Origin of the sequence: Burkholderia ubonensis subsp. mesacidophila (assembly GCF_002097715.1) — a bacterium.
Lineage (GTDB): Bacteria > Pseudomonadota > Gammaproteobacteria > Burkholderiales > Burkholderiaceae > Burkholderia > Burkholderia mesacidophila.
In genome coordinates, this window is the sequence record NZ_CP020738.1 from 77,699 (window position 1) to 89,885 (window position 12,187).

General features: G+C 68.2%; 11 protein-coding genes. 2 read left to right on the forward strand and 9 right to left on the reverse strand.

Translation table 11 applies throughout. From position 1 onward, the window contains the following. Window positions 1–22 precede the first annotated feature (22 nt). From B7P44_RS18020 to B7P44_RS18055, 6 genes are all read right to left on the reverse strand, one after another. Window positions 23–409: a DUF8617 domain-containing protein gene (locus B7P44_RS18020; RefSeq protein ID WP_084906924.1), complete on the reverse strand. Its 387-nt coding sequence runs from the start codon at window positions 407–409 to the stop codon at window positions 23–25. Between the two features lie 445 nt (window positions 410–854). Next, window positions 855–1,511, reverse strand: a complete 657-nt coding sequence (locus tag B7P44_RS18030; RefSeq protein ID WP_407924047.1) for a phosphorylase — start codon at window positions 1,509–1,511, stop codon at window positions 855–857. A gap of 54 nt (window positions 1,512–1,565) precedes the next feature. Further along, window positions 1,566–3,539, reverse strand: coding sequence for a squalene--hopene cyclase (gene shc / locus B7P44_RS18035; protein WP_084906930.1), 1,974 nt, complete (start codon window positions 3,537–3,539; stop codon window positions 1,566–1,568). An 11-nt stretch (window positions 3,540–3,550) separates the two neighbouring features. Beyond that, entirely contained in the window at window positions 3,551–4,807 is a 1,257-nt protein-coding gene (gene hpnE, locus B7P44_RS18040) for a hydroxysqualene dehydroxylase HpnE (RefSeq protein ID WP_084906932.1), read from the reverse strand. A gap of 4 nt (window positions 4,808–4,811) precedes the next feature. After that, the gene (gene hpnD / locus B7P44_RS18045) at window positions 4,812–5,660 is read right to left on the reverse strand and encodes a presqualene diphosphate synthase HpnD (RefSeq protein ID WP_084909883.1); all 849 of its coding nucleotides are present in this window, start codon (window positions 5,658–5,660) and stop codon (window positions 4,812–4,814) included. Window positions 5,661–5,986: 326 nt separating this feature from the next. Further along, window positions 5,987–6,319, reverse strand: coding sequence for a hypothetical protein (locus tag B7P44_RS18055; RefSeq protein ID WP_084906934.1), 333 nt, complete (start codon window positions 6,317–6,319; stop codon window positions 5,987–5,989). A gap of 207 nt (window positions 6,320–6,526) precedes the next feature. Here B7P44_RS18055 and B7P44_RS18060 point away from each other — a divergent pair, with 207 nt between their 5' ends. Beyond that, window positions 6,527–7,423, forward strand: a complete 897-nt coding sequence (locus B7P44_RS18060; RefSeq protein ID WP_084906936.1) for an alpha/beta fold hydrolase — start codon at window positions 6,527–6,529, stop codon at window positions 7,421–7,423. A 16-nt stretch (window positions 7,424–7,439) separates the two neighbouring features. On the opposite strand, the gene B7P44_RS18065 is transcribed toward B7P44_RS18060, so the two are convergent. The 3 genes from B7P44_RS18065 to B7P44_RS18075 are packed head-to-tail and all read right to left on the reverse strand — an operon-like array spanning window position 7,440 to window position 9,434. Further along, complete coding sequence (locus tag B7P44_RS18065; RefSeq protein ID WP_084906938.1) at window positions 7,440–8,387, reverse strand: sensor domain-containing diguanylate cyclase; 948 nt, start codon at window positions 8,385–8,387, stop codon at window positions 7,440–7,442. Beyond that, on the reverse strand, window positions 8,384–9,073 hold the full coding sequence (locus B7P44_RS18070; RefSeq protein ID WP_084906940.1) for a chemotaxis protein CheC: 690 nt from the start codon (window positions 9,071–9,073) through the stop codon (window positions 8,384–8,386). Before B7P44_RS18070 ends, B7P44_RS18065 begins: the two co-directional genes overlap by 4 nt. Then, window positions 9,066–9,434 (reverse strand): response regulator, encoded by a 369-nt coding sequence (locus B7P44_RS18075; RefSeq protein WP_026044369.1) that lies wholly within the window; start codon window positions 9,432–9,434, stop codon window positions 9,066–9,068. The genes B7P44_RS18070 and B7P44_RS18075 overlap by 8 nt, the downstream gene beginning before the upstream one ends. Before the next feature lie 475 nt (window positions 9,435–9,909). On the opposite strand from B7P44_RS18075, the gene B7P44_RS18085 reads away from it, so the two are divergent. Next, a complete protein-coding gene (locus B7P44_RS18085; protein ID WP_084906944.1) occupies window positions 9,910–12,159 on the forward strand; it encodes a hybrid sensor histidine kinase/response regulator family protein in 2,250 nt (749 codons plus the stop codon). The last annotated feature ends 28 nt before the right edge of the window (window positions 12,160–12,187 follow it).

The window sequence follows — 12,187 nt, forward strand, 5'->3', positions numbered from 1 at the left end:
CCGGGTCGTGACCGAATTCAACCTATTCGGACAAAACGCCGTTGTTCTTCTTCGAATCAGGCGAGTATGAGACGAACGCGTTGTCGTCCACCGTCTCGACGTGCAGCCGACCGCATTCGGAACACTCATATGCGGTGCGTCTCAAATCGATGAGCCTGCACAGCAGATGGTCGTGAAGCACGTTTCCGTGATCGAGTTGAAGGGATAGGTAGTCTTCCGTGTAGCCGCGACTCAACAACCACGAACGAACGCTTCCTTGCTCAGCGGCAACGACATAGCTCTGCAGTTCGCTCACCAGCCAATCCGAGAACGGCTCGCTAAAGGAATCCTTCAACAGGGCGGCCTTGTAGGGCAGGGAATTCGTGTTATCGCAGATTACGTTTCCGCACTGACAACCAAGCTTGCTCATTGCTGCGCCCTCGGACTATCGTCAATAAAGTTGCAAATCGAGTTGATCGCGGCTCGCTTCCTACATATCGGCGTCACGCACCTCACAGCCCAGCGCAAGGCTCAACCTCGCGCAAATTACCGTCATCCAACCCGTCCATAACCCCGACTCGACCTGGCCAGAGAAACAGAGCCCGCTGGGCTCCGCCGATACCGTGATACACCGGGCATCGCCCTCACGGCCGTACCAGCATGCGTCGTTCGGATCCCCCATCCAGCCGTCCAGTGTCTTATAGACGGCGGCCACCCTCTGCCAGTCTTCTTCCGACAAGTAGGGCGAGACATTCAACGTGATGGATTGGCGCATGAGAAAACCTTTTGCATGAAGGCGCGCGCGACGGCACGCATCGCCGTCGCGACGGATGCCGTTCATTCGAAGAGAAAAGTAGGGAAACGGAAACGTCCGCTCAACCGACCCGCAGCGCCCCCGCGCGGCCGAACGCATGCCGCGCCTGGATCAGCGTCGTGCGCGCCGCGCGCGCATCGCCCGCGACCTGCAGCAGCGGGCCGAGCTGGGAAGGTTGCTTGATGAGTTCGCGCAGGATCGGCAGGATCGCGGTGCTGCCGTCATCGCGCAGCCCGGCCGTCGCGGCGCTCGGCAACGTGCGCCACGCCGGGTCGACGATCGCGCGGCACACCGCGAACGGCACGCCGCGCGCCGCCGCGAAGGCCGCGGCGATGTGCGACTCCATGTCGACGGCCAGCGCGCCTTTCGCGCGATACAGCGACGCCTTGTCCTGCTCGCTGATGACCGGCGCGCCGACGGCCGCCATCACGCCGCGCGTGACGCGCGGCCAGACCGGCGTGTCATGCAGCGCGCCGACGAGCCGCGCGCTCCACGCGACGTCCGTCTGCACGCGGCCGAACGGCCCGTCGATCGCGTCGGCGATCACGAGCGCGCCCGGCGCGAGGTCGGGCGCGAGCCCGCCCGCCGTGCCGAAGCTGATGATGCCCGCGCAGCCGCGCGCGGTCGCTTCGGTCAGCGCACGCTCGAGCCGATCGGCGCGCGCGGCGAACACCGCCTCGACGCCGTCGCCGCCCGCGATGCGCGCCTCGAACGCCATCCCCGTCACCGCGATGACGGGCAGCGTGCCGGTGTGCTTCGACGCCGTCACGCGTTACATCCCGACCGTCACGCGCGTCGCGTTGGCGCGCTTCAGGTTGCGGTAGCGCGCGAGCGCCCACAGCGGGAAGAACTTGCGGTAGCCGTGGTAGCGCAGGTAGAACACGCGCGGGAAGCCGGTCGCCGTGAAGCGCGTCTCGTCCCACAGCCCGTGTTCCTTCTGCTCGGCGATCAGGTAGTCGATCCCGCGCGCGACCGCCGGATGGTTCACCTCGCCGGCCGCCATCAGGCCGAGCAGCGCCCAGGCCGTCTGCGACGACGTGCTCGGCGCCTGCTCGTAGCCGCGGTAGTTGAGCTTGTAGCTGTCGCCGTCCTCGCCCCAGCCGCCGTCCTTGTTCTGGACCGACAGCAGCCACTGCGCGCCGCGCTTCATGCGCGGATCGTCCGGGCCGAGGCCGGCCGCGTTCAGCGAGCACAGCGCGGTCCACGTGCCGTACACGAAGTTCATCCCCCAGCGGCCGTACCAGCTGCCGTCCGGCTCCTGCTCCTTCAGCATGTAGTCGAGCGAGCGGCGCGCCGCCTCGCTGTTCGCGGCCGTCTCGCCGAGCTGCGACAGCATCGACAGGCAGCGGCCCGACACGTCCGCCGTCGGCGGATCGAGCAGGGCGCCGTGATCGGAGAACGGGATATTGTTCAGGTAGTACTGCGTGTTTTCCGGCTCGAACGCGCCCCAGCCGCCATCGCTGCTCTGCATGCCGACGACCCACTCGCGCGCGCGCGAGATCGACTCGCGGTACGCGTCCGAGTGCCGGAGCTTCTCGACGCGGTCCATCGCCATCACGACCACGGCCGTATCGTCGACGTCCGGGTAATGCGGGTTCGCGTACTGGAACGCCCAGCCGCCGGGCCGCACGTTCGGGCGGCGCGAGATCCAGTCGCCGCGCACGTCGAGGATCTGCAGCGGACGCAGCCATTCGAGACCGCGCACCACGGCGTCTTCCGCGCGCGGGTCGCCCGTCTCGAGCAGCGCGTGCGCCGCGAGCGACGTATCCCACACCGGCGACAGGCATGGCTGGCAGTACGCTTCGTCGTCGTGCACGACGAGCAGCTTCTCGACCGACTTGCGTGCGATCGCGCGGTTCGGATGGTCTTCCGGATAGCCGAGCGCGTCGTACATCATCACCGAGTTGGCCATCGCCGGATAGATCGCGCCGAGGCCGTCCTCGCCGTTCAGGCGCTCGTCGACGAACGCAACCGCCTGGCGGATCGCGCGTTCGCGCGTGTAGCTCGGGAACAGGCCGTCGACCGCGCGCAGCGCGTGATCGACGACGCGGAAGAACGCGAACCAGCCGGCGCTCTGGTGGCCCTGGCGCGGCAGCAGCCCCGCGTTGACGGGCGGATCGATGAACAGCTCGTCGATGCGCACGCCGCGCGGGTTCTTCGCGATCGGCCGCTTCGCGTTCAGCACGAGCAGCGGCACGATCACCGTGCGCGCCCAGTACGACACCTTCGACAGGTGGAACGGGAACCACTGCGGCAGCAGCATGATCTCGACCGGCATCATCGGCACCGCGCGCCACGGAATCGCGCCGTATAGCGCAAGCTGGATGCGCGTGAACACGTTCGACATCTCGGCGCCGCCCATCGCGTGGATCGCGCGGCGCGCACGCTGCATGTGCTCGGCGTTCTCGTCGTCGCCGATCACCTTCAGCGCGAAGTACGCCTTCACGCTCGCGCTGATGTTCGGCGCGCCGTCGGTGAACAGCGGCCAGCCGCCGTCCGGCTGCTGGATGCGGCGCAGATAGCGGCCGATCTTCTGTTCGAGCTCGAGGTTCGGCGTTTCGCCGAGATAGTGGACGAGCAGGATGTACTCGGCCGGAATCGTCGAATCCGCTTCGAGTTCGTAGACCCAGTGCCCGTCGGCTTGCTGCGCGTCGAGCAGCGCGTCGGTCGCGCGTGCGACGGCAGCGTCGAGGTCGGCCGCCGCGGTGGCGGTGGCCAGGGTTGGCATATCAGTGAGATCGTTCATCGGTCCCTCTCTTATTGTTGCTGGAGCACGTCCGCGGCCTTCTGGCCGGAGCGGATCGCGCCCTCGATCGTGGCGGGCAGGCCGGTGGCAATCCAGTCGCCCGCCAGCACGAGATTGGTCCAGCGCGTACGCGCAGCCGGACGTTTCATTTCCTGCGACGGCACCGCCGCAAACCCCGCGCGCGGCTCGATGACGAGCTGCCACGCGGGCATGGCATCCGCGGACGCGCCCGTCACGCGTGCGACGTCCTGCCAGATGGTCCGCGCGAGCGTCTCGCGCGGCGTGTCGAGCCAGCGGCCCGCGTCGCGGATCGTCGCCGCGAGCTGGCCTTCGCCGGCCCGCACCGCGTCGACGGCGACGCCGTTGACGACAGTGGTGTGCACCGCGCAGCCCGGCGGCGGTTCGGCCGCGAAATACGCGGTGACGACCGCGCTATACGTATCCGGCGCGGTCAGGTCGGGCACGAGCGGCTGCGCGACGTCCGGCGGCACCGCCAGCACGACCGCGTCGCCCGGCTCGAGATCGACCCGGGCGCCGTCGATCACCAGTGCATCGACCGCATGGCCGTTCGCACCGAATTCGAGCGCATCGAGCTGCGAGCGCAGCCGGATCGACGCGCCGCCGTGCTGCAGCATCCGCAGCGCGGGATCGACGAACGCGCTGCCGAGCCCGTGGCGCGCGACGAGCGGGCGGCACGCCGGCCCGCCGGCCGCGAGCGTGCCGAACACGACCGCCCGCGCGAGTTCCGCCGTCGCATGACGCGGCTCGACGTTCAGCGCGCCGAGGAAATACGGCCGCAGCCAGCGATCCCACAGTACGCCGTCGCAACGCATCGTCTGCGCGAGCGAGCGGCCGGTGCGCGCGAACGCGAGCGGCACGAGCGACAGGTAATCCAGCGCCGTCGTGCCCGGCGCCCGCGACGCGGCGTCGAACAGCCACGACGGCCAGCGGCCGGTGCCGAAACGCAGCGTCCAGCGCTGCTGCGCGCCGACGTCGACGACCGGGAATTCCGGCAGCGCCGGCCCGGCCAGCTGATCGGTCGCGCCGATCGTGCGCAGGTAGCGTTGCGTCGCGGGCTGTCCCGCGAACACCAGATGCAGCCCACTGTCGAGCGTCGCGTTCAGCGTGGCGTCGAACCACGAACGGCAACGCCCGCCCGCCTGCGCGTGCGCATCGTGCAGCACGATGCGGCGCCCACGGCGTTGCAGCTCGACGGCAGCCGACAGCCCCGCGAGTCCTGCCCCGATCACGTGGACAGTTCTGGGCATCGCCTCAGAACAGTGCGTAGCGCGCGGCGATCATCAGCATGCGCGCCTTCGGCTTGCGGATCGGCAGGCGAGGGGCGTCGAAGCCGCGCGCGACCGCCGCATCGAGGATGCAGCGGTACGCGCCCGACATGATGCGCGGCGCCTTCACCTGCGCCCGCGCGCACTTGTCCATCACCGCGTCCGCCTGCCGGAAATGCTCGATCGCACGCTCGACGAGCGTCGTGCAGACGCGCGGCAAGGCCGGCGCGCGCGCGATCGTCGCCGGATCGGTGATCGCGATCCCTTCGCGCGCGAGCAGCTCGCGCGGCAGGTAGCAGCGGTTGATCGCCGCGTCGTCGTCGATGTCGCGCAAGATGTTGGTCAGCTGCAGCGCGCGGCCGAGATGGTGCGACAGCGCGATGCCTTCCGCTTCCGGCATCCCGAATATCCTCACCGACAGGCGGCCGGCCGCGCTCGCGACGCGATCGCAATACAGGTCGAGCGTCGGCTCGTCGGGCGCGCAGATGTCTTCGGCGGCGTCCATCGCCATGCCGTCGATCATCGCGTGGAAATCGTCGCGCTGCAGGTTGAACGCGTGAATCTCGCGGGTAAGCGCCGCGAGATGGCGCGGCGGCCGGCCCGCGAAGCACGCGTCGATGTCCGCGCGCCAGCGCTCGAGGCCGGCGGCGCGCTCGGCGCGCGGCAGGTCGCTGTCGGCGATGTCGTCGACCGCGCGGCAGAACGCATACACCTGGAACATCGCATCGCGCTGCGTCGCCGGCAGGATGCGCATCGCAAGATAAAAAGAACTGCCCGATGTGGCGGCAGCGGCGTCGATTTCTTGTTCGTCCACGACGAGATTGGAAGCGGCCAAGACGAGCTCCACGGAGACGCCCACGCGGGGCGATTGAAGAAGCCATGCCCGGCTGGGATGGTAAGGGCGTCAAATGCGTGCGAGATGTGCGAACGATCGACGCAGACAAGCATGAATTGCCGGCCGGAAGCCGGAATTGGGCGAAAGTATAGCAATCTTTGAACATCGATGGCGGTGCGGCCCGCGCGCGGCGTGACGGTGCCCGGATGCCCGGCGCCGGGCGCCGCGGCCCGCCCTGCGCGGCTGTCCGCCCTCGGCCGGACGGCCCCTGCGGGCCGGGATGTCTGGTCGAGGGCCTCTACAAGCGCTTCAGGCAGCGGATGCGCCTAACCGTAAACGATGTCGCGCTGCAGATCGAGCGCAATGAGCCCCATTTCGCGCGTCAGTTGAAGCATCGCGCGCCGCTCGAGCCGCGAGCCCATGAAGCTGGTCACCCGGCCGTCCGGCTCGGTGGTGAACTGGAACACCGGGCCGCCCGTGCCGAACCACGCGCCCGGCACGTCGGGCGATTCACACCAGTCGATCTGCTCGAAGACGCGCGCGATGCCCGCGCGCACCACGTCGCTCGGGCCGATCGGCGGCGCGACGTCGCCCAGGTCGTCGAGGGAATAGGGGCCGGGCTTGTCCGGCTTCCGGTAGAAGAGATAGTCGACGTTCATGGGGAGCGATCAGGGTAAAGCATCAAAGTAGCGCGATCCGCTGCGAATTTAAATCAGATATGACTGAAATGTCGTCTCCGCGACACATTCGGGGACACATCGTTGGTCGCCAATGTGCCGCCGATCCGGTGCGACCGGCCGCCGCCGCTTCGGCCTGCGCCCATTCGTCTAAGATGGCGCTTTATCCGAACAACGCATTCCGAACTCATGGAGACGACCGTGACCGCCGTGCCCTCCGCATCCCCGCAGTCCGCCCACCCGGTTTTCGTGTTCGTGCACGGCGCATGGCACGGCGCGTGGTGCTACACGCACGTGATAGCCGCGCTGGCCGCGCGCGGTCATCTGTCGATCGCGCGCGACCTGCCCGCGCACGGGATCAACGCCCGCTTTCCCGCATCGTACTTCCAGCGTCCGCTCGATCGCGAAGCGTTCGGCGCAGAGCCGTCGCCGGTTGCGAACACGACGCTCGACGACTACGCGTCGCAGGTGATGCAGGCGGTCGACGACGCGTATGCGCTCGGCCACGGCAAGGTCGTCCTCGTCGGGCACAGCATGGGCGGCATCGCGATCACGGCGGCCGCCGAACGGATGCCCGAGAAGATCGCGAAGATCGTCTACCTCGCGGCGTTCATGCCCGCGTCGGGCGTGCCCGGCCTCGACTACGTGCGCGCGCCGGAGAACCAGGGCGAGCTGCTCGGCCAGCTGATGCTCGCGAGCCCGCGCACGACCGGCGCGCTGCGCATCGATCCGCGCAGCGACGACGCCGCGTATCGCGCGACGGCCAGGCGCGCGCTGTGCGACGACGTCCCGCAGGCCGAATACGAGGCGGTCGCGAACCTGATGAGCTGCGACGTGCCGGCCGCGCCGTTCGCGACGGCGATCCCGACGACTGCCGCGCGCTGGGGCGCGATCGACCGCCACTACATCAAGTGTCTGCAGGACTACGTGATCCTGCCCGCGCTGCAGCAGCGCTTCATCGACGAAGCCGATGCGTTCACGCCGGACAACCCGACGCACGTGCATCAGCTCGACAGCAGCCATTCGCCGTTCGTGTCGCAGCCGGCGGTGCTGGCCGGCGTGCTGGCGGACATCGCGAAGAGTTGAACGTAAACGAGGAGGCCTACGCGTAGGCGACGGAGCGGTCGCGGCCGAGCCGCTTCGCGCGATACAGCGCGGCGTCGGCCTCGTTGACGAGCACCTCGCAGGTCTGCGCGCCCGCATGCGCGCTCGCGCCGCCGACGCTCGCCGTCACCGGCACGCGCACGCCCTCGGCGTCGACCGGCGTGGCGCCGATCGCGCATCGCACCTTCTCCGCCACCAGCATCGCTTCGGCGAGATCGGTGCATGGCAGCAGCAGCGCGAATTCCTCGCCGCCGAAGCGGCAGAACGTATCCTGCGCACGCACGATCCCCGCGACGCGCAACGCCATCTCGCGCAGCACGGCGTCGCCGACCGCGTGGCCGAACCGGTCGTTGATCGTCTTGAAGTGATCGAGATCGAACAGCAGCACCGACAGGTTGCCGCCGTAGCGCTGCCAGCGCGCGAATTCGTCGCGCAGCCGCGCCTCGAAGAAGCGCCGGTTCGCGATGCCGGTGAGCCCGTCGCAATTCGCGTGCTCGCGCAGCTTCGCCACCGCTTCCTCGCGTTCGCGCTGCATCACGCTCACGTGCGTGACGTCCGATATCGTCACGCACACCGCTTCGACCTCGCGGCCGCGCGTGAGCGGCATGAACGTGCAGTCCTGCTGCATGAAGTCGACGCCGCCCGTGATCGGCCGGTCATGCTCGAAACGGAACAGGTACGGCCGCTGCTCCCACGAGCTGAACGCGAAGCTGCCGAGCTGGAACACGCTCTCGAGCTTGCGCGCGAGCCACGCGCGCGGCAGGTCCGGGAAGCAGTCGAACAGGTTGCGGCCGATCACGTCGTCGGCGGGCACGCCGCTGTGGTCCTGCATGAAGCGGTTCCACATCAGCACGTTCATCGCGCGGTCGAGCACGAACAGGCCGAAGCCGACCCGTTCGATCACGAGGTCGCTCAGCGAAGCGGTCGAAGCGGTCGGGTCGGTCATAGTGCGGAAAGCAACGCGTCGAGCGCGTCGCCCATCAGGCGGATCGAATCCTCGGCCATCAGCATCACGAAATGGGCGCGGAAGGCATCGTCCTCGAGGCCGAGGTTCACTTCGAGCAGCAGCGCGACGCTCCAGGCGAGCACGGTGGGCTGGAACACGTCGTCGAATGACACGTTCGCGCCCAGCAGCCCGGGCGGAAAGAACACCGGCGTGCGGCCGAGCTCGTCGAGAATCGACGACACGCATGCGCCCATCAGCACGTTCGCGACGTCGAACACGAGTTCGTCCTGGGACGACGTCTCGCCGCGCGCGGCGGCCGTCTCGACGCCGGCTTCGTCAACTTCGTCGTCGTCGCGTGTGCGCTCGCCCGCCGCGGCGTCGCCGAACGTGTGGTCGACGAGCGCCGCGAGCCCGGTGACGTTCGCGGTGCGGCACAGCACGAGCGCCTCGCCCTTGATGTCGGAGCGGAACCCCTGGCGCACGGCGGTCACGTTGTCGTGAATGCCCGTCATCTCGCGCAGCGCCTTGCCCGCATCGGACGCCTGCACGACACGCACGCGCGGCACCGACAGCTCGATGAAGCGGCCGAGCAGCGCCGCGAGCCGGGCAGCGGCGCGGCCCATCGCAAGATTGGCGATTTCCTGCAACGCGTCGCGTTGCTCCGCCGTGAACACCGAGTCAGGCATACAACCCATACTCCTTGAGAATGGGCAGCAACGCCTCCGACGTCACGGGCTTCGCGACGAACGCGATCGCACCCAGTTCACGCACGCGCTCGCGCGCCTGCGGCTGGATGTCAGCCGATACCACGATCACGAATGTATTCAGGTCTTCGTGTCGCAGTGTTTCGAGAACCTGGTAGCCGTTCATGTCCGGCATCGTCAGGTCGAGAAACATCACGGAAGCTTTGCCGTCACGATAGAGCGCAAGTGCCTCGCGGCCGTTCGCCGCATACGCGATGTCCACGTCCCAGTCCCCCGGTAACGCCTTTGTCAGCAACTTGCGAGCGAGTAGCGAATCGTCGGCAATCACAATCGGCAAAGGCATGGCGGGCGGAACGGATACGGAATGGTCTCTCTCGCGTTAACGACCGTGCGCCGCGTTTCTTTAGGCGCCGTGCGAACGAACGCGGGCAGCCGCCGGACACCCCTGCGCCGGATGCCGCGGCAATCTCGCCCGCGACGGGCTGCGCGCTGACATCGGCAGGCGCGTATCTATCTGTCATGGAAAGCAAGGCGCGATTCTCTGGGTAAAACCGGGGCGGTGCAACTCGCCATTTTTGCGGATTCAGACAGAATCGATCCGATCGCGCGCCATTCCGAAAACAGTTGCGACCATTTTTACGCCAACGACGCAAAATTTTTCTTTGTGTACGTTTGCGCTTCCGGATTCGTCGCGTTTTCAATCTGACAAATTCCGCCTGTCGGAAACGCCAGGACCGAGCGTGCCACCCGGCGCGGGCCCGGGCGCAACTCGTTTATGATGGCAGGCACCTCCGCCCGAGCTTCACCCGTTCCCATTCATGACGTCCGACCGGCCCGCCGATTCCCGCCACCACGCTTCCGCCGATGACTGGCAGGACGAAGGGGCCTATCCGTCCGGCGCGCCCGAACACGATTTCGCGGTTCGCCGCGTGACGCTGATCGTGCTGCTGATCGCCGCGATCGTGCTGCCGTGCATCTACGTCGCGGTGATGGCGTACAACGACCTGAAATCGCGCGAAGCCGCCGCGAGCGACGTGACGATGCGCACCGTGCGCGTCGCCGAGGAGCACGCGCTCAAGGTGTTCGACCTGAGCGAGACGCTCGACGCGCGCATCGCCGATCTCGTGCAGGACATGGACGACGCGGCGGTGCGCAAGGACGAATCCGACATCCACGACGCGCTCAACGAGATCGGCGGCGGCTACCCGCAGGTCGCGGCCGTGTCGATCTTCGGCGCGAGCGGCAGGCTGCTCGCGAACAGCCTCTACTTTCCCGCGCCGCACACGTCGATCGCGAATCGCGACGATTTCCTTGGCATCCGCGACGGCAAGGTCATCGAGCACATCTCGCGCGTGATGCAGGGGCCGAGGCGGCTCGCGGACACGCCCGTGTTCAACACCGGCGTCGCGCGGCGGCACAGCGACGGCTCGTTCGCCGGGATGGTGTCGATCGCGCTGAAGTCGTCGTATTTCAATGCGTTCTACCGCGACCTGCTCGGCGGCGCGAAGACGCCGATGACGATGGCGCTCGCACGCGCCGACGGCGCGGTGCTCGCGTCGTATCCGCCGCCGCCCGCCGCGGCCGAAGCCTATCGCGCGCTGTCGTTCGGCGACGAACACGGTGACCCGCGCGGAGGCGTCGTGCGCGTGCGCCACGATGCCGGCAGCGAGATCGTCGCGTACCGGCAGGTCGGCAGCTATCCGGTATACGTATCGTGCGCGTATCGCACGTCGGCTATCTGGCGCGAGTGGTACGAGCATCTCACCGTGCTGTTCGTGTCGATGTTCGCGCCGTCGTTCGCGCTGTGGAGCGTGATCTGGCTGTCGCTCAAGCGGCTCAAGGCGGAAGAGGCAGCCTGGGACCGCTGGCAGGCGGAAGCGTCGATGCGACGGTCGATCGAATCCGCATACCGGCAGTCGCGCAAGATGCAGGCGCTCGGCAACCTCGTCGGCAGCGTCGCGCACGACTTCAACAACCTGCTGACGATCATCTCGACCAACGTGCAGATCGCGCGGCACCGCGGCGTCCAGCAGCTCGACACGGAACTCGGCGCGATCGAGCGGGCGCTGAAGAACGGGCAGTCGCTGACGCGCCAGCTGCTCGGCGTCGCGCGCAAGCAGCCGCTGCACAACGAGACGATCGACATGGGGCAGTGGGTCGGCACCTGCCGCGAACTGCTGAAGACGTCGCTCGGCTCGAAGTCGTCGCTGAGCGTCGCGATCGAACCCGGCGTCTGGCCGATCCGCGTGGACGTGGCGGAACTCGAGCTCGCGGTCATCAACCTCGCCGTCAACGCGCGCGACGCGATGCAGATCGGCGGCCGCTTCACCGTCAGCGCGCGCAACGTGACGCTGCGCCGCGAGGACGGTTTTCCGCTGACCGGCGATTTCGTGCAGATCTCGCTCGACGATACGGGCTCGGGCATGGCGCCCGACGTGCTCGCGCGCGCGTTCGAGCCGCTGTTCACGACGAAGCCGCACGGGATGGGCACGGGGCTCGGGCTGCCGCAGGTGTTCGCGTTCTGCGAGCGTTCGGGCGGACTCGCGACGATCGACAGCGCGGTGGGCGCGGGCACGTCGGTGCGGCTCTATCTGCCGCGCGCGAACCCGCTGGAAGCGACCGTCGCACGACCGCCGATCCCCGTTGCGCCGATGCAGAGCGCGAGCCCGCCGGCGGGCCTGCACGTGCTGCTCGTCGAGGACAACAGCGAAGTCGCCGCCGGAACGGAGGCGCTGCTCACGCTGCTGGGGCACCGCGTGACCTACGCGGCGACCGCCGACGACGCGCTGCGTCTCGTCGAAGCGGCGCCGGCGAACGACGGCTTCGACCTCGTGATTTCGGACATCCACATGCCCGGCCGCCTGAACGGCATCGATCTCGCCGAAGCGATCGGGCGGCGGCCGGAGAAGCTGGCCGTGATCCTCGTGACGGGCTATGCGGAGGAGCTCGACCGCACGCGCGGCGTGAACGTGCGCGTGCTGTCGAAGCCGTTCGACATCGCGCTGCTCGACGAGATCCTGCAGGGCATCCGCAACGCGCGCGATGCGCGGCACACGGCCGGCATCTAGCGGAGCGCGCCGGCCGCGGCCGGCGCCT